General features: G+C 49.9%; 13 protein-coding genes and 1 pseudogene. 11 read left to right on the top strand and 3 right to left on the bottom strand.

All coding sequences use genetic code 11. From position 1 onward, the window contains the following. Positions 1–7: 7 nt before the first annotated feature. Positions 8–622 (top strand): histidine phosphatase family protein, encoded by a 615-nt coding sequence (locus ACW9SV_RS10285; RefSeq protein WP_479556674.1) that lies wholly within the window; start codon positions 8–10, stop codon positions 620–622. A 137-nt stretch (positions 623–759) separates the two neighbouring features. Next, a complete protein-coding gene (locus ACW9SV_RS10280; protein WP_479556673.1) occupies positions 760–2,496 on the top strand; it encodes a pyruvate dehydrogenase complex dihydrolipoamide acetyltransferase in 1,737 nt (578 codons plus the stop codon). 316 nt (positions 2,497–2,812) lie between these two features. Here ACW9SV_RS10280 and nagB read toward each other — a convergent pair. Beyond that, positions 2,813–4,741: pseudogene (nagB, locus tag ACW9SV_RS10275) on the bottom strand (glucosamine-6-phosphate deaminase); the annotation flags it as partial. A 328-nt stretch (positions 4,742–5,069) separates the two neighbouring features. On the opposite strand from nagB, the gene hslV reads away from it, so the two are divergent. The 4 genes from hslV to ACW9SV_RS10255 all read left to right on the top strand — a co-directional run bounded on the left by hslV (position 5,070) and on the right by ACW9SV_RS10255 (position 9,465). Continuing rightward, entirely contained in the window at positions 5,070–5,609 is a 540-nt protein-coding gene (gene hslV, locus ACW9SV_RS10270) for an ATP-dependent protease subunit HslV (protein WP_479556672.1), read from the top strand. Between the two features lie 111 nt (positions 5,610–5,720). Beyond that, positions 5,721–6,692, top strand: coding sequence for a deoxyhypusine synthase family protein (locus ACW9SV_RS10265; RefSeq protein ID WP_210464477.1), 972 nt, complete (start codon positions 5,721–5,723; stop codon positions 6,690–6,692). 566 nt (positions 6,693–7,258) lie between these two features. Continuing rightward, positions 7,259–7,852: a DUF4136 domain-containing protein gene (locus tag ACW9SV_RS10260; RefSeq protein ID WP_479556671.1), complete on the top strand. Its 594-nt coding sequence runs from the start codon at positions 7,259–7,261 to the stop codon at positions 7,850–7,852. A 179-nt stretch (positions 7,853–8,031) separates the two neighbouring features. Next, entirely contained in the window at positions 8,032–9,465 is a 1,434-nt protein-coding gene (locus tag ACW9SV_RS10255; protein ID WP_479556670.1) for a pyridoxal phosphate-dependent decarboxylase family protein, read from the top strand. Positions 9,466–9,496: 31 nt separating this feature from the next. Here the strand turns inward: ACW9SV_RS10255 and ACW9SV_RS10250 are convergent, their stop codons facing one another. Together ACW9SV_RS10250 and ACW9SV_RS10245 are read right to left on the bottom strand one after the other, a co-directional pair. Further along, positions 9,497–10,027, bottom strand: a complete 531-nt coding sequence (locus ACW9SV_RS10250; protein ID WP_479556669.1) for a 2'-5' RNA ligase family protein — start codon at positions 10,025–10,027, stop codon at positions 9,497–9,499. Between the two features lie 246 nt (positions 10,028–10,273). Then, positions 10,274–11,428, bottom strand: coding sequence for an SGNH/GDSL hydrolase family protein (locus ACW9SV_RS10245; RefSeq protein WP_479556668.1), 1,155 nt, complete (start codon positions 11,426–11,428; stop codon positions 10,274–10,276). A 50-nt stretch (positions 11,429–11,478) separates the two neighbouring features. On the opposite strand from ACW9SV_RS10245, the gene ACW9SV_RS10240 reads away from it, so the two are divergent. The 5 genes from ACW9SV_RS10240 (at position 11,479) to ACW9SV_RS10220 (ending at position 17,504) form a co-directional block, all read left to right on the top strand. Next, a complete protein-coding gene (locus ACW9SV_RS10240; protein ID WP_479556667.1) occupies positions 11,479–13,281 on the top strand; it encodes a carbamoyltransferase family protein in 1,803 nt (600 codons plus the stop codon). Between the two features lie 5 nt (positions 13,282–13,286). After that, the gene (locus tag ACW9SV_RS10235) at positions 13,287–13,430 is read left to right on the top strand and encodes a DUF5989 family protein (RefSeq protein WP_479556666.1); all 144 of its coding nucleotides are present in this window, start codon (positions 13,287–13,289) and stop codon (positions 13,428–13,430) included. Positions 13,431–13,433: 3 nt separating this feature from the next. Continuing rightward, positions 13,434–13,790, top strand: a complete 357-nt coding sequence (locus ACW9SV_RS10230; protein WP_479556665.1) for an SxtJ family membrane protein — start codon at positions 13,434–13,436, stop codon at positions 13,788–13,790. Between the two features lie 235 nt (positions 13,791–14,025). Then, positions 14,026–15,951, top strand: coding sequence for a ribosomal protection-like ABC-F family protein (gene abc-f / locus ACW9SV_RS10225; RefSeq protein ID WP_479556664.1), 1,926 nt, complete (start codon positions 14,026–14,028; stop codon positions 15,949–15,951). A 227-nt stretch (positions 15,952–16,178) separates the two neighbouring features. After that, positions 16,179–17,504, top strand: a complete 1,326-nt coding sequence (locus ACW9SV_RS10220; protein WP_479556663.1) for a type IX secretion system plug protein — start codon at positions 16,179–16,181, stop codon at positions 17,502–17,504. Positions 17,505–17,667: the final 163 nt, after the last annotated feature.

Below are 17,667 nucleotides of genomic sequence, written 5' to 3'. Positions count from 1 at the left end.
CGTAAAATTGAGCCTCAAAAAAATCTACCTCGTTCGCCACGGTCAAACCGATCTCAACCTGCAGGGTGTGGTGCAGGGAAGCGGCATTGACAGTTCCCTCAATGAAACCGGCCGCTGGCAAGCCGATAAATTTTTCCAGGCTTACCAGCACGTTGCCTTTGACAAAGTGTACACATCAGGGCTGCAGCGAACCGTGCAAAGTGTGCAGGGATTTATTGACCTGGGCATCCCCCACGAGCGGCACACCGGCTTAAATGAGATCAGCTGGGGTAACCGCGAAGGCACCCGCATCACTCCCGAGGAAGACGCCTATTATTTTGACATGCTGCGGCGCTGGCAGAACGGCGAAACTCACGTACCTATTGAAGGTGGGGAAAGCCCCCAAATAGTGGCCGACAGGCAGAAACCCGTCATTGACCTGATCCTCTCCCGTCCTGAGGAAAAGACTATTCTGGTTTGCATGCACGGCCGAGCCATGCGGGTCTTGCTGGCCCAATTGCTGCGCTACCCCTTGCACCAGATGGATAGGTTTGTGCACCAGAACCTTTGCCTCTATGAGCTCAATTTTACCGGCTCTATGTTCTGGGTAGAGCGTTTTGCCGATGTGTCACATTTGACCTAGAAAAAAGAACAAGATTCTTATTTTTGGCCTTGTTTTTTGAAAACACGCCAAAAACCACCGCAGAATCTCTTAAAAGCATATTTGTATTACAGCATTTTTGCCTCTATTTTTGAGGCCTTAAACCCGAGCAAAAAACTATGGCCGAAATCATCCGAATGCCCAAGATGAGTGATACTATGACCGATGGGGTCATTGCCTCATGGTTAAAGAAAGTTGGTGACTCTGTGAAATCTGGGGACGTTCTTGCCGAAGTGGAAACCGATAAGGCGACCATGGAATTGGAGTCTTATGAAGACGGGACGTTACTGTACATCGGCCCAAAAAATGGTGAATCTGTACCCGTAGATGGTGTGTTGGCTATCATAGGGAAACAAGGTGAAGATATCTCTGGCCTTATGGCCCAAGTGAACGGTGGTGCGGCTGCCCCTGCTACTCAGGAAGCTCCTAAAGCTGAAGCCCCAAAAGCAGAATCTGCCCCTGCTCCAGCTCCTGCCGCTCAACCAGCTCCTGCTGCTAACGTGAACGCCGAAGTGGTACGCATGCCAAAAATGAGCGACACCATGCAGGAAGGTACCATTGTAGCCTGGCACAAAAAAGTAGGTGACAAAGTGAAATCTGGTGACCTGCTGGCCGAAGTGGAGACAGACAAAGCCACCATGGAGTTGGAGTCTTACGAAGACGGTACACTCTTATATATAGGTGTGGAAGCTGGTGCTTCTGTACAGGTAGACGGCGTGCTAGCCATCATTGGTGAAGCCGGTGCCGATTACCAAGCATTATTAAATGGCGGCAGCGCTTCAGGCGGCAAATCTCAAGCCGAAGACAAAGGACCAGACGTAATGACGGGTTCTATTGAGGAAGTTACCCGTGCTGAAAACCATAAAACTGATGTGCAATCTCAGTCTGGCGACGGCGTAAACCAATCAGTTGGTGCTCCGGTACCAGGCCCAGGAACTGCCACCCAGGCTGCTCCGGCAGAGAACAATGGCCGCGTGTTGGCTTCTCCGTTAGCCAAGAGAGTTGCCCAGGAGAAAGGCATCAGCCTGGCTCAGGTAAAAGGCTCTGGCGAGAACGGCCGTATTGTGTTGCGTGACGTGGAGAACTTCACACCTAGTGCTGCACCACAAGCTCAGCCACAAGCTGCTCCAGCCGCTGCCCCTGCTCCTCAGGTTTCGGCTCCGGTTCAATCGGGTGAAGCCTTCACCGAGGTTCCGGTATCGCAGATGCGTAAGGTGATTGCCCGCCGTCTGTCTGAAAGCTTGTTCACTGCGCCGCACTTCTTCCTGACCATGGAGATTGACATGGACAAAGCCATGGAAGCCCGTACCAGCATGAATGAAGTTTCTCCGGTGAAAGTGTCCTTCAATGACATGGTGATCAAAGCAAGTGCCGCTGCCCTGCGCAAGCACCCGGCTGTGAACTCATCCTGGTTAGGCGACAAGATCCGTTACAACAACGTGGTGAACATTGGGGTGGCGGTTGCTGTGGAAGAAGGGCTCTTAGTGCCAGTTGTTCGCAACGCTGACCAAAAATCACTTTCTACCATCTCCGCCGAAGTAAAAGACCTGGGCGGGAAAGCCAAATCTAAGAAACTGCAACCATCTGACTGGGAAGGAAGCACCTTCACCATCTCTAACTTGGGTATGTTCGGTATTGAAGAATTCACCGCCATCATCAACCCACCAGATGCGTGTATCTTGGCCGTGGGCGGTATCAAGCAAACGCCAGTGGTGAAAAACGGACAGATCCAGATCGGTAACGTGATGAAAGTAACCCTTTCCTGCGACCACCGCGTGGTAGACGGTGCCGTTGGTTCTGCCTTCTTGCAGACCCTGAAAGGCTTCCTGGAAGATCCGGTAAGAATGCTAGTTTAATCTAAGTAACAGCTATAAAACGAAAGAGCCGAGGGAGAAATCCTTCGGCTCTTTTGTTTTAAGCCTACTTTATTAAACAGCTACTATACTGAGATGTGTAACTACCTTTTACCCAATATTGATGTAGGGGCAATCCCTTGTGGTTGCCCTTCCGCATGTAGCAGCAAAGGGCAACCACAAGAGATTGCCCCTACATTTTACCTTTAGGCTATTTCTCAAAAACGAACCTAAAATCGCTTCTCTATTACTTTGCCAAAAGCAATAAAGCCGCCGCGAATGTACCCGCGGCGGCTTTATTGTTAACCCTTAGCAATTTTTAGTAATGATACCGCACGAAGGCTTCCATAGCTTCGTAATCTGCCAAGCCGAGTTGGTCATAGCGGCGGGCGGTATCGCGGTTCCGTTCCTGGGCGCGTACCCAGAATTCGCGCTCATCGTCGCCGGGGAAGACAGGGCGGTCCTTCTGGCTTTGGTGCTTGAAAATGGCGATGCGCTTGCGCTCCACTTCCTGCGGTGACAAAGGAACGGCCATTTCTATTTCGTGAGTCTCAAACTCGTGCCAGGCCCCGCGGTACATCCACAACCAGCAATCCTGTACCCAGGCCTCGCCTTGCGCACGAAGCCTTCTCAATGCTTCCAGGATGATGTTGAAGCACACGATGTGCGTGCCGTGCGGATCCTCAAAGTCACCGGCGGCGAACACCTGGTGCGGCTTTACTTTCTGCAGAAGCTCCATGGTGAGCTCAATGTCTTTATCGGTGACCGGGTTCTTCTTGGTTTTACCGCTCTCGTAGAAAGGCAGCGCCTGAAAATGGATATGGTCATCGGGCAACCCCGCATAACGGGCTCCAGCGATGGCCTCACTCTTCCGGATGAAAGCTTTTACATCCTGGATCTCGGGGGTGTCTACCTGATTGGGCTGTTTCTGCGCAATGAAAGTTCGCATTTGCTCGTACACCGAGGAAAGCGTTTCCCCGTCATGGCCAATGCTCCGGCTGAAGTCAATGGCAAATTCCATGTAGCGCAACACGTCATCGTCCCAAACGGCGGTGTTACCCGAGGTTTGGTAGGCTACGTGCACATCATGGCCCTGGTCCACCAACCGGATGAAGGTACCACCCATGGAGATTACGTCATCGTCTGGGTGGGGCGAGAAAATAAGTACCCGCTTTTGAGCTGGTACGGCCCTCTCTGGCCTTCCGGAGTCATCTGCGTTGGGCTTGCCACCGGGCCAACCGGTGATGGTGTGCTGCAGTTGGTTGAAGACGTCAATGTTGATGTTATATACCGGCCCTCGGTTCACCCCTAGCTGGGCCATGCCGTGGGCATTGTAATCCTCCTCGGTTAGTTTAAGGATTGGTTTTTTCACGGTGTTAGACAGCCAGATTACCGCCTTTCGGGTAAGGAAAGAACCCCAAACGCAGTCTTTCACCAGCCAAGGGGTTCCAAAGCGGGTAAGATCCGTGGCCGCATCCCGGTCTAGCACAAATTCCACGTTGTCAGAAAGCTGCAGGTAGGTGGCTGGCACTTCCCCCGAAATTTCCCCTTCCACGGCTTTACGCACAATTGAGGCTTTCTTCCCGTTCCAAGCCATGAGCACAATCTCGCGGGCCTTGAAAATGGTGCCAATGCCCATGGTGATGGCCTTAGTCGGCACGTTTTCTTTTCCCCCGAAGTCACGGGAAGCATCGCGCCGGGTCAAGTCGTCTAAGGTTACCAATCGGGTACCCGAGTTAGGTGCTGAACCTGGTTCATTGAAACCAATGTGCCCGGTACGGCCAATCCCCAGCACTTGTAAATCCAAACCGCCCAACTCCTCTATCTTCTTTTCATAGGCCAGGCAAAACGCCGGTATCTCCTCCAGAGACAAGGTGCCATCCGGTATGTTGACGTTAGCCTTATCAATGTCTATGTGGTTGAACAGGTTCTCATCCATGAACCGAACATAACTCTGCGGCGCCGTGGGCTTCATGGGATAATACTCATCCAAGTTGAAGGTGATCACGTTTTTAAAGCTAAGTCCCTCCTCACGGTGCAGGCGGGCTAGCTCGGCGTAAACGCCCACAGGTGTAGCCCCGGTGGCTAACCCAAGTACTGTCTTCTCTCCTTTTGCCTGTTTCCCCCGGATCAATTGGGCAATCCGGTGTGCCACTGCTTTGGAGGCCACATGCTGATCATCGTACACGGTGACGGGCACCTTCTCATAACGGGTCTCTTCCAAGAGGTTAAGCCTGCTCATAGTCGTATTCTGTTTAGTGGATTTTTAGGATGTGGAAGTAGCAAAGGTAAAAAGGTTAACTATTTTACAAAATTTACTAAGAACTAATTATATATTAATTTTTTTTCAAAATTCATCTTTAATCAAGCCTTCTTTAACCAAGTACTTCAATTTTTATGCTTCTTCCTTCCTTTTTAGGTGGTTTTCAGAAAATACCTGATTTTCGGGGTAAGCTTAAACCTATAACCTTGGACCAGGTAAGCAGCTTTAAGCCAGGTTCGGGTATTCGGAAAGTTTGTCGTACTTTCGCGGCTGTAAACGTGAGGCAAAGTCTTCTCATTAAGAAAGGTACATCATGACGAAAATACGTTCAACCACCGTGCTGGGAATCTACCATAACGGGGAAGTGGCGCTGGGGGCCGATGGCCAGGCCACTATGGATAAATATATTGCCAAGAGCAACGTAAAAAAAATCCGGAAACTGCAGGACGGGAAGATTGTAACCGGTTTTGCTGGCTCTACCGCCGACGCTTTCACCCTGTTGGAGCGCTTTGAAGAGAAATTAGGCGCTTACAGCAACAACATGAAGCGCGCGGCAATTGAACTGGCCAAAGACTGGCGCAAAGACCAGTACCTGCGCAAACTGGAAGCCATGATGGTGGTTGCCAATAAAGAGGAACTGCTGATCATCTCTGGGACCGGTGACGTGCTGGAACCCGACTACCAGATCGCCGCCATCGGGTCTGGGAGTACCTACGCACAGTCGGCCGCTCTGGCCCTGAAAAAGCACGCTCCGCACCTCACCGCTGAGGAAATGGTACGCGAGGCCCTGACCATTGCCGCCGATATATGTATCTACACAAATCATAATTTCATTATTGAGAAACCGAACTAAGCCGGGAGTATCTCTGTTTGCACTTTGAACCTTAAAAAATGGGAAACAAAACGCCCGCAAAAGGTTTGAATTGCTTTATTTCAAGCTTTTAAAAAACGATCAAGAAAAAGAATGAAGGTAACTCAGTTCCTGAAAGACCATTACAAGCACTTCAACGCTGCTGCGTTAATTGATGCCGCCGAAGGCTATAAGACGCACCTGAACAACGGCGGTAAAATGATGATTACCTTGGCGGGTGCCATGAGTACCGCTGAATTGGGAATCATTTTAGCCGAAATGATCCGCCAGGACAAAGTGCAGGCCATTACCTGTACCGGTGCCAACCTGGAAGAAGACATCTTCAACCTGGTAGCCCATGATTTCTACGAACGCATCCCTAACTACCGCGACCTGACACCCCAGGACGAGCAAGACCTGTTAGACCGTCACCTGAACCGCGTAACCGATACCTGTATTCCAGAGGAAGAGGCAATGCGCCGCTTGGAGCACACCGTGTTGAAATACTGGCAGAAAGCCGATCAGGCTGGTGAGGCGTATTTCCCGCACCAATTCTTCTACCAGATCCTGTTGTCCGGTGATTTGGAGCAGTATTACCAAATTGACCCTAAAAACAGCTGGATGCTGGAAGCGGCCAAAAAGAACCTGCCTATCTTTGTACCGGGCTGGGAAGACTCTACCTTGGGTAACATCTACACCGGGCACGTGATCTCCGGAGATATCAAGAATGTGCATACCATGAGAACCGGTATCCAGTACATGATGGAGCTGGCCGAGTGGTACACCCAAACCGCTACTGAGGAGTCTACCATTGGATTCTTCCAGATTGGTGGTGGTATTGCCGGTGACTTCCCTATCTGCGTGGTTCCAATGTTGCACCAAGACTTACAGCGCACTGGGGTTCCGTTGTGGGGTTATTTCGCTCAGATATCTGACTCTACCACCAGCTACGGTTCTTACTCTGGCGCGGTGCCTAATGAGAAAATCACCTGGGGTAAACTGGGCATTGACACACCTAAATTTGTGATTGAGTCCGATGCTACCATTGTGGCTCCGCTGGTGTTTGCCATTGTGTTAGACATGTAATCTTACCTTTCTTAAGAATATTGAAAAGGCGGAAGTATTTTCCGCCTTTTTTTATGCCCATTTAGTACTATTTATTTATTATTTTTTTATAACTTGTAAAGAAGACACCGGTTAACAGTAGAACAAACCTATTGGTACTCATGCTGATACGCCACCTCCCTCTTTTTACAAAAAGTAATAAAGGACAGCAGTTCTTTTATACCAATAAGCGTGGTCTTCACTTTTTGGCTTCTTCCCGCTCATTCACGCTCCTAAGGGGTAACCCCCTGCCAACTTCTGTGAAAGCAAGTTCTAGTGAGATTTCGCCTTACCGTATTGTGTTTGGCATTCCCAGAAACCGGTTAGCTTTTACACTTAAAGGACAGCAGTATATAGGGCAGGGAAAATTACCAAATTATGTATAAGGGAGGCACCTTAAAAACTGCAGAATTAATTCCCGAAAAAGTAGAAATACGGGTGTAAACAGGGATAAGCCTCGTTTTTCATTTTCTTATAAATATTTAAAACCTTCCTTGATGCCTAAATCGTAAGTAACGGAGATACAGAATTTTAAAGCCAAAGAAAAAATGAGAAAGCACTACCATCTGTCACCCATCCTCCTAGTGATTCTAATGGCCGCTTTAAGTAGCTGCCTGGGCTTTGGCCACCGCAAATTTGGATCTGATTACAGTTATGCGGGGTCCTTCCATAAATATAAGACCTTCAACTTCATCACCCACGCCTCTGAAGAAGACAGCACAACCCTGAAAAATTACGAAGTTTTAAAGAAGTACATTAGGGAGAGGTTGGAAATACAAGGGTATGAATACAGTGATAAAAAGCCCGACCTGCTGGTAAGCTACTATATCTACTACAATGACCTGAACATGAAAGGGTATGAGCAGGAGGAGTTTGACATTTGGCTTGTGAACAACGAAGAGCCCAACAAAGAACATGAGGCCTACAAACCCATCAAGATGTACATGAGCCAGGGCACTTTACTGGTGACGTTGCTGGATCATAAAAAGCAGAACGCCGTTTGGCAGGGCTACACGTCAGGGGTGCTTTCAGATCCTTCCACAGAAAACACAGCTTATCTCAACAGAGCGGTAAGAACTATCTTTGACCAGTACAGGGTTTTCCGGAAGGGGTATCTGCGCGAGAACTCTTCTAATAACTAATCTCAAAGAACCTTCTTAAGGTTTTCATTCTGGTGGGTTTTGCGGCCGCATTCTAGAAATTGGCCGCAAAACCCACTTTTATTTTATAGCTTGTACACCTAAAAAACGTTTGAAGGCAGATCCAAAGATGACACCTTGCGCTTTGGACGGCTTTCCCTTTTTAAGCAAGCTCAGCATACATGACTCTTTCCCAATATCCCCTTGAACCAAATGCATCAGAGCGTTTGGTGGTGCAACAAGCCGTTGAGAATTACCTACAGAACTTCTTAACCCAACTTCCCTCCTTGCCTGCCTTCGTGGACTCCGCAGAGAAAGGCGCCGGCCTGCTGGACAGCACTTTGGAGGAAAACCCCATCTCCATTGAAAAAGCGTTGTCCTTGTTGCACAGCGAGGTAGATGTGCCAGGCATCAACTCTGCTTCGGGTGGGCACCTGGGCTACATTCCGGGAGGCGGGCTTTACTACTCTGGTCTTGGAGATTATTTGGCTGCCGTCACAAACAAGTACGCGGGTATCTTCTTTTCGGCACCCGGGGCAGTGCGCATGGAAAACATGCTACTCCGCTGGATGGCCACTTTGATAGACTTCCCCGCCGATGCCGCCGGAAACCTTACTTCCGGAGGCAGCATTGCCAGTTTAATAGCTCTGGCAACCGCCCGTGATGCCCAGAAAATTACCTCTCGCGTCATCCCAGATGCGGTGGTCTACACCACCGCGCACGCCCACCATTGCCTAGACAAAGCCCTTCGTATTGCTGGCCTTGGTGAATGCCCCGTACGGTACATCCCCATGGATGCGCATTACCGCCTGCAACCTGAAGCCTTGGAAGAAGCTATCTCCCAGGATAAAGCTAACGGTTTAACACCTTGGCTCATCATTGCCTCGGCGGGTACAACCGATGTGGGGGCCGTTGACCCGTTGGTAGCCATTGGGGAAATCGCCAGGAAATTTAGATTATGGTATCACGTGGATGCGGCTTATGGAGGGTTCTTCGCGCTAGCTCCATCTGGAAAGCCAAGATTGAAAGGAATTGCTTCAGCCGATTCGGTGGTGATGGACCCGCACAAGGGACTTTTTATTCCTTACGGTTTGGGAGCGGTGCTTATTAAGAACAGGCAACAGACGGCAGAGACCCACCATTACTTAGCCAATTACATGCAGGATGCCCTCTCCTACACCGAAGAAGCTTCCCCTGCCGACCTATCCCCAGAATTAAGCAAGCACTTCAGGGGACTTCGTTTGTGGCTTCCGCTGAAACTGCACGGGGTAGCCGCCTTCCGGGATGCCTTGGAAGAAAAGCTGACCCTGGCGAAATATGCCTATCGAAAACTAAAGGAACTTCCGGGGTTTGAAGCACCGGTTGAGCCAGAGTTATCAGTCGTGATTTTCCGCTACGTTCCAAAAAACAACCTGGATATTAACGAGTTCAATCAGAATCTAGTCAAGGCGGTGCAACAAGACGGGCGCGTGTTTCTTTCTTCTACCTTACTGGACGGAAACTTTATGCTTCGGTTGGCGATCCTTTCCTTTAGAACGCACCATGACACCATTGAGCTTGCCCTTTCCATCCTTCAGGAAAAAGCGGCTCAACTAGAAACCGAACTGACAAATTAAGGTGATTTTGCGTTTTTAGCCCTAAAACCAATTAGCGGGAGATAGAGAATTTGATGCCGTCTTTTGACTCAACTCCCACCAATGGGAATACCCCGTTCTTTAAGAACTGGTCTCCGCTTTTTGTTAGCAGGGTCAGGTTGTCCAACTCGATCTTCCACTTATAGGTGCTTCTGTTTAGATACAGGATTGCCTGAGCCACTACCTCGGGCGAAGTGTCGCCCAAAGCCAATGATAGATGGGGCATCCACACGTCTGGGTGGTAGTAAGGGCTGATCTCCTGGCTGATGAGGCAAACCGCCTTATATAATTGGCTGTGAAATTGGTTGACGTTAGAGGTGCGCAAGATAGGAATGTACAACACCGGCTTCTCGCCGGGGAAAATACCCAACCCGGTAGTGGTAATCCTGAACCGGCAGCAGATTCCAGCCGCGTGCCCCAAGGTCTTTTGCAGATTCTGTAAGCTCCCGTCGTTAACTGTTAGCCACGTGATGTGCGGATAAGGGGTTTTCTGCACGTCTTTTAGCCCAAACTCACGCTCTAAGCTATAAATCAGTTGATTCATTCTGTCTGAATGTTCAGCATCGAGCAAAGAAACAAGAGCTACCATAGCATATAAGATTTCGCGTTTTGAGGCTAACTTTCCAAATTAACGAGATAAACGGGTAAACGTTGAAATTGAATGCTCCATATCCAGAGAGTTTGACGTTCACACCTTACCACATGAAAGAACAATGAACTGCCTCGGTTGTTCTTAGATGCAGCTTCTTTGTTTCTCATGATGATTTTCTTTCAGGGTTTCAACTTAGCCTTACTTTTGGGTCAGAAAGGATAAAGCATTTGTCCTGGCAAGCCGATGAACAAGGCTGTCGGCAATCTCGGCGTGAAAGGCGGCAGTATAGTGTACTTTGTCCACGTACCGGTTGGCAGGCCTGTTTTGCTGGATGTGAGCCAACCAGATGGCGTTTTCCTGATTTCCCTGTTGCTGCCACTCCTGGTACATCTGCCGGTAGCCACATTCAGGGTAGCATCCATTTGCTTCCTCGGGACTTAGAAAATAGGCATTTTTTGCCTGGTACTGAAAACAGGAAATGGGCTGCCAGACAAAGTAGCAGGGAATATTCGCCTGTTTGGCGACTGCCTCAATTAGGCGGCGGTTTTGCCAATAACGGGTATGAATCAAATGAATAGAGTCTGGTGCACAACTTTGGGCAGGTTCAGGGGCCTCAGGCGAGATTCCTAGCAAGCGATACCGTAAGGAACGAGCCAACCGGCTAAGGGGCATTCCCTGGAACCAGAACTGAAATAAGGTACCCTGTTCCTGTGCAAAAAGCGCCTGGGTTTGTTCAACAAACTCAGGTTCAGGTTGGGCGTACTCGTTCAACCCGTCTATAAACAGCACTAGGTCGGGTTTTACGCCTTTTACCAGCAGTTTCTCAAAAAGGGCCCTTTCCTGCTCCGAGTAATAAAAACCGCGTCCAAAGTTGTAGCAACGGACCTTTGAATGCAGTTTGCTTAATGCACGCTGTAAATAGGAAGGCAACGTTTCTTCATCTGCCACGCCATACCCAAAGGTGGTGGAACCGCCAAACACAAACACATTGTAGTTCTGGGTATCCAAAGGCCAGGGACCTTGCTCCCAACCCATCCGGAACCCTGCGGGGTGCACATTAAGGTATTTCCCCTGGTAAGGAGCCTCCTTAAACCCCGTGAAACTTTCGTATTGCTGCTTTCTGGTCCATGTTTCAGTAAGGAGGGCATCTTGTTCCTGATCTGAGTACATGGGGTACACTGCGCGCAAGGCTTCCCTCCCATACTTAAGTACAATGGGATTGGTCTTTTTGAGTTCCTCGTCTTTATAATGATAAAAGATGGAAAGCAAGGTGTTGGCTAGCAACAGCAATAATAGCAACGTAAAAACCTGCACTGCCATGAATTGATACCCCGTCACCCATTTCTTGTACATAAGCCCTATATTTCCATCGGCAATTTGAGAAAATTCAGAGTCTTTTTATAATGAGTGATTTTGTTCTAGGGATTTCAGCATTCTACCACGATGCGGCAGCGTGCTTAGTGGGGAAAGGAAAGATATGGGCAGCGGCCCAGGAAGAGCGTTTTACCAGAAAGAAGTTTGACGAGGCTTTCCCGGAGCAAGCCATCCGGTATTGCCTTTCTGAAGCCGGAATTACCTTGGCAGAGGTCAAAGCCGTGGTGTTCTATGACAAGCCTTTGCTTAAGTTTGAGCGACTGCTGGAAACCTATTATCAAAATGCCCCCTCAGGATTTACTTCTTTTCAGGCTTCCATGCCCATTTGGCTGAAAGACAAACTTTTCCTGAAAACCACCCTCCAAAAGGCTTTAAAAGAAATTGACCCTGGGGTGGAACTGCCTTTGTATTTCTCAGAGCACCATCTCTCCCACGCCGCCAGTGCTTTCTATGCCTCCTCCTTTGAGGAAGCCGCGGTGCTGACCATAGACGGAGTAGGCGAATGGGCCACGGCGGGCATCTTCCACGGGCAAGGCACTCACTTAAAGTCTCTGGTTGAACTAAAATACCCAGACTCTGTGGGTCTGCTATACACCTCGTTCACTTACTTTTTGGGTTTCAAGGTTAACAGCGGCGAATACAAGTTGATGGGGCTGGCTCCTTACGGCCGACCAGAACAAGCGCACCAACTTAGACAGGTGTTGGAGAAAGAACTGGTCACCCTTTATCCAGACGGCTCCATTTCCCTGCATCAAGAGTACTTCCAGTATTCCACCGGTCTTAAAATGATCCATGAGAAAAAATGGGAGAAACTCTGGGGGTTTCCGGTACGCCCGTCATCCGCACCTCTGGAGCAACACCACGCGGACATAGCCTTGGCCAACCAGCAGTTCACCGAGGAGGTGGTGCTGCGCATGGCCCGAACCGCCCAAAAACTTACCGGGACCCAAAATCTTTGCTTGGCAGGCGGCGTCGCTCTTAACTGCGTGGCAACCGGGAAACTGGAAAACTGCGGTATTTTCGAAAAGATCTACACCCAACCTGCCTGTGGCGACGCCGGGGGCGCTTTGGGTGCTGCCCTGGCGTTTTACCACCTCTTCCAAAAAGCACCCCGCTTAGAGAACAAGGGCTATGATGCGTTACAGGGTGCTTACCTGGGGCCTGGTTTTTCGCCTAAGGAGATTGAAAGTGCCTTAGCCAAGAGCAATCTAACTTTCCAACAATATGATGAGTTTGACCAGTTAGCCGAGGAAATTGCCGTCCAATTGGCGGACGGTAAGATTGTAGGCTGGTTCCAGGGCCGGATGGAATGGGGCCCTCGGGCTTTGGGCAACCGAAGCATCTTAGCGGATCCTAGAAACCCTAAGATGCAATCGGTGCTGAACCTGAAAACCAAACACCGGGAGGATTTCCGACCGTTTGCCCCTGCCATTCCGCTGGAATTCAAAGACAGGTATTTCGAGAACAACCGGCCATCGCCTTACATGACCACCACCACGCTTCTTCGGGCAGAGCACCGGCAGGAGGTAAAGGAAAACTTTGCACAAGCTGATATTACAACCAAACTCCTTACGCCCAAAAGCACCCTTCCGGCCGTCACCCACTCTGACTTCTCGGCCCGGGTACAGACGGTTACCCCAGACACCAATGAGCGCTTCTGGAAACTTTTACATGCCTTCGGAGCCTTAACGGGTACACCTGTTTTAGTTAACACCAGCTTCAATGTAAACGAGGAGCCCATTGTAGCCACCCCTTCAGATGCTATCCGTTGTTTTCTGGGTACTGAAATAGATATGCTGGTAATGGATACCTTTGTGGTTCGTAAACCTTAACATTCATGGATTCTTTGAAAGAACTCTGGCGGTATATGCTTACCAGAAAAAAATGGTGGCTTACCCCAATTTTATTCTTCCTCCTGCTCTTAGGACTGCTGGTAGTGGCGGGCGGACCCGCTGCGTCTTTTATTTATGCCCTTTTCTAAGTCATGACTACTTCAAGGGTCCAGACGTTAGAGGCGGCCATTTCACTGGCGCTGCCCCTACTTATTGTTTATCTGGTGTGGTTTCCCTCTACCGTCTTGCTGCTGGTAGCGGGAGGGGTTCTGATGCTGGCCCTGCTGTCAGTACCTCCTATTCCCTGGCTTCTTCAGAAATGGATGGCTTTGCTCCATGCAGTTGGGGTCATCAACACAAAAATTTTGCTGGGCCTCCTCTTTTTTGGGGTTCTCACGCCTATTGCGCTGGTTTACCGCCTGTTTCATAAAAACATCCCCAAAGAAGAAACCAACTTCGTAGAAAGAGACCACACTTTTGGTGCCGCTGATTTTGAACGCACCTTTTAAGGAAGATCAAAGCACCCTTGGTTTAGACGATGGTTTGCAGAAAGAAGCCTAAAAACCATCCCTTTCCCCTCTTCTTCCAGCAGCCGAACTCCTGATTTCGCTACCCGCAAGGCACGATTTGGAGCTTAATTTTGTTTGAAAGCTGGCAACCTTTTTACCTAAAAGTATCACCCAAAAAGGCAGACACCTGATTATTTTCAAAGTGTTACCTTTGCGGTTCCATATAGTTTGACCCATGATTTCCATTAATAACCTCAACTTCCATTTCGGGAGCCGCACCCTGTACGAAGACGCGAACCTGCACATCAAGCCAAAAGACAAGATTGGGTTGGTAGGCCTGAACGGAACCGGGAAATCTACCCTGTTGCGCCTCCTAGTGGGCGAGTACAAACCTGATGCCGGCAGCATCCAGATGGGCCGTGAGGTAACCCTAGGTTTCCTGAACCAGGACTTACTATCCTACGATACCCACGAGAGCATTCTGAACGTGGCCATGCAAGCCTTTGAGGAAGCGATTCAGCTGCAGCACAAGATTGACGAGGTGCTGCACCAAATGGAAACTGATTACCAGGACGAGCATATTGACAAGTTGGCCAAGTTACAGGAGCAGTTTGAGGCTTTGGACGGCTACAACATGCAGATCAAAGCCGAGGAGATCTTGGAAGGATTGGGCTTCACTACCCAAGAGCTTCAGCAGCCCCTGAAGACGTTCTCCGGCGGTTGGCGCATGCGCGTTATGCTGGCCAAGATCCTGTTGCAGAAACCTTCTCTCCTGCTGCTGGATGAGCCTACCAACCACTTGGATTTACCTTCCATCAAGTGGATCGAGAATTATCTGAGTGCTTATGAAGGTGCCCTGGTGATTGTATCGCACGACCGGGAGTTTCTGGACAGGACCACCAACACCACTGTGGAGGTATCGGGGCAAAAACTGAACGTATATGCCGGGAACTACAGCTTCTACCTGGAGGAAAAAGAACTCCGGAACGAGATCCAGAAAGGCGCCTACGAAAACCAGCAACAGCAGATAAAGCAGGCCGAGCAGTTTATCGCCCGTTTTAAGGCAAAAGCCACCAAAGCAAAGCAGGCCCAAAGCCGGATGAAGGCCTTGGAAAAAATGGAGCGCATCGAAGACGTGGCTGGTGACGCGCCGGTGGTAAACTTCAAGTTCCAGTTCACCGTGCAGCCCGGCCGTAACATCCTGCGTCTGGCTAACGTGAGCAAAAGCTACGGCGAGAAGTTGATCTTCAAGAACACCCACGTGAATATTGAACGCGGCGACAAGATAGCCTTAATTGGGGCGAACGGAAAAGGTAAGTCTACGCTCATGCGCATTATTGCCGGTGATGAACCTATCCAGGGCGAGCGCCAGTTGGGGCACAACGTGATCATGGCGTTCTATGCCCAGCACCAGTTGGAAAGCCTCACCGTGGAAAATGAAATCCTCCAGGAAATGGTACAGGCCGGTAGCCGCCGTACCGAGATGGAGTTACGCGGCGTTCTAGGATCCTTCCTCTTCACCGGAGATACCGTTTTCAAGAAGATAAAGGTGTTGTCTGGGGGCGAGAAAAGCCGGGTGGCGTTGGCCAAAACCCTGATCTCCGAAGCCAACTTCCTGCTGCTGGATGAGCCTACCAACCACTTAGACATGCAAAGCGTGAACATCCTCATCCAGGCCTTGGAGCAGTATGAGGGTACCTTTGTGGTGATTTCCCACGACCGTTATTTCGTGGAGAACGTGGCCAATAAAATCTGGTACATTGAGGATCATGAACTGAAAGAGTACCCAGGTACCTACCATGAGTACGAATACTGGATGGAGCAGCGGGAGAAAACCGGCAAGAAACCAGTAGCCCAAGCCACCGCCCCCAAAGCCCAGGCTAAACCGAAGCCCACGGTAAGCCAGCAACACGAACTGGAACAGGAGCTGAAGCGCATCAACCAAAAGATAAAACAGGTAGAAGGTTTGGTGAACGAACTGGAAGGCAAGCTGAAGACCTGTGAAAACAAACTGGCCCTGCCCAGCACCTACGCTGATCCTGGCGCCCTGCACGAGGCCACTCAGCAGTTCAACAAGGTAAAAGCGCAACTGGATAAAGAACAAAGCACCTGGGAACAACTCATGGAACAGGTGGATGAGTTAGAAAGCCATTTGAAATAAATTCTACAAACCCCACAACCTAAGCGGAAGTGGGGTTTACTTCTTTTAGGCCGTTTAAAGGAAAACATCCTCTACCCATCAAAGCAAGCTTCCACCCTTCTCCACGTTTACAAGAGAAGTTCCATTACCTTTATACAAGCAAGCCTTACATCCGTAGTAGCAGAAGATTCATTCATTTGTAGTCAACTTGGCAAGCGGATGTTTCTATTGATTTGACGAAAAGACCCATGAAACAAAGAAAAGCCTGGCAACATGCACTTCTCACCCTTGCTTTGACTGCGGCTTCCCTGACTGGGTGCGTGCCCGTAGAGTCAACCGGCACCGGGGGCGGAACCACCGGGTATGGCGCCATCCGGTACGAAGACGTCGTCTACAACCCTGATGTCCGGTCTGTCCAGTTTTACTCCAGCAGCAACAACGTAGGCGATTTCCTGGCGCCTCCTGTAGTTCCCATAGACCAATCATCTGCTTTAATGCTGGAATTTGACCGGATGACCGCCCCAAGGGGTCGAGTGGTGGTGAAATTCCACCATTGCGATGTAAACTGGAAACCCTCCCAGCTTCAGGCGCTGCAATTTGTTCAGGACTTCAACGAATTCTTTATTCAGGAGGTAGAGCCTTCGGCCGGCACAAAAGTCCCTTACTGGCACCACCGGTTCCGGTTACCTCGTTTGAAAATTAGTGGTAATTACCTGATGGAAGTGTCTGAGGAAGGCGGAAACCCTCTGTTAACCCGTAGGTTCGTGATCTTTGAGGAACAGGTGCAGGTGGGTTTACGTCCGGTAGCCACGCCCGGGGCCGGTGACCGGTACCAGCGGCAGCAGCTGGATTTCAACATCTTTTACGCCCAGTACCCACTGGTGAACCCGTCACAGGAAATCAAGGTTGTGATGCGTCAGAACCACCGGTGGGACAATGCCAAGTACTTTACGCGCCCTACGTTTATCCAGGAAGCGCAACGCCGTTTAGAATACCAGTTGTTTGAGCCCGAGCAGGCCTTTCTTGGTTTAAGCGAGTTCAGGGCCATAGACACACGCAGCGAGCGGTTCAGTGGCTTTGGGATTGAACGCCGCGATGTCTCCTCTACCCCAGATCGGGTGTATGCCACCGCAGGCAGAAGTCGGGCCCGTGAAGTGTACAGCTCGCAGCCAGATGCCAACGGCAAGTTCATCTTCGGGAGTCGCGAGTACGGCAATGCCCCCCTCAACGCCGATTACCAGCAGGTCACGTTTTCCCTACAAGCCCCGGAACCCGCCCCCGGTCCGGTGTACATCTACGGCGGCCTGTCTGACTGGCAATTGCAGGAACCTTTCAGGATGACCTACGATGCCGAGAAACAACTTTACACGGGTACTGTACTGCTGAAACAAGGCTATTACAACTACTACTTCGCGGTGAAAGGCGCCAACGGCCAGGCTGATGCCCGCTACTTTGAAGGAAGCCATTTCGCCACTGAGAACGTGTACGATGTTTTAGTCTACTACCGTCCGCCAGGCACCCGGGCCGACCTGGTCATTGGGTACTCCACCATTCAATTTAATCCGCAACGATAAGCCAATTCATAAATCCAATTCGGATCAATAACAGGAAAGCCTCCCTTGAAGAAGAGAGGCTTTCCTGTTTCTATTTATGGCCTGTTTTCCTGAAACAAAGGTCAAACTGTTGCATAAACTTAAAACCGACGAAGCATTCCAAAAAAGTACCTTCTGAGTAGGA

It is taken from the genome of Rufibacter sp. JT20002 (assembly GCF_056491185.1).
The sequence above is the reverse complement of the archived record's forward strand: the minus strand, read 5'-3'. Positions and strand labels throughout refer to the sequence as shown.

Coding starts and splice junctions, on each gene's coding strand:
- ACW9SV_RS10280 (WP_479556673.1), top strand. CDS start 760: ATGGCCGAAATCATCCGAATGCCCAAGATGAGTGATACTATGACCGAT.
- hslV (WP_479556672.1), top strand. CDS start 5,070: ATGACGAAAATACGTTCAACCACCGTGCTGGGAATCTACCATAACGGG.
- ACW9SV_RS10265 (WP_210464477.1), top strand. CDS start 5,721: ATGAAGGTAACTCAGTTCCTGAAAGACCATTACAAGCACTTCAACGCT.
- ACW9SV_RS10260 (WP_479556671.1), top strand. CDS start 7,259: ATGAGAAAGCACTACCATCTGTCACCCATCCTCCTAGTGATTCTAATG.
- ACW9SV_RS10255 (WP_479556670.1), top strand. CDS start 8,032: ATGACTCTTTCCCAATATCCCCTTGAACCAAATGCATCAGAGCGTTTG.
- ACW9SV_RS10250 (WP_479556669.1), bottom strand. CDS start 10,027: ATGAATCAACTGATTTATAGCTTAGAGCGTGAGTTTGGGCTAAAAGAC.
- ACW9SV_RS10245 (WP_479556668.1), bottom strand. CDS start 11,428: ATGTACAAGAAATGGGTGACGGGGTATCAATTCATGGCAGTGCAGGTT.
- ACW9SV_RS10240 (WP_479556667.1), top strand. CDS start 11,479: ATGAGTGATTTTGTTCTAGGGATTTCAGCATTCTACCACGATGCGGCA.
- ACW9SV_RS10235 (WP_479556666.1), top strand. CDS start 13,287: ATGGATTCTTTGAAAGAACTCTGGCGGTATATGCTTACCAGAAAAAAA.
- ACW9SV_RS10230 (WP_479556665.1), top strand. CDS start 13,434: ATGACTACTTCAAGGGTCCAGACGTTAGAGGCGGCCATTTCACTGGCG.
- abc-f (WP_479556664.1), top strand. CDS start 14,026: ATGATTTCCATTAATAACCTCAACTTCCATTTCGGGAGCCGCACCCTG.
- ACW9SV_RS10220 (WP_479556663.1), top strand. CDS start 16,179: ATGAAACAAAGAAAAGCCTGGCAACATGCACTTCTCACCCTTGCTTTG.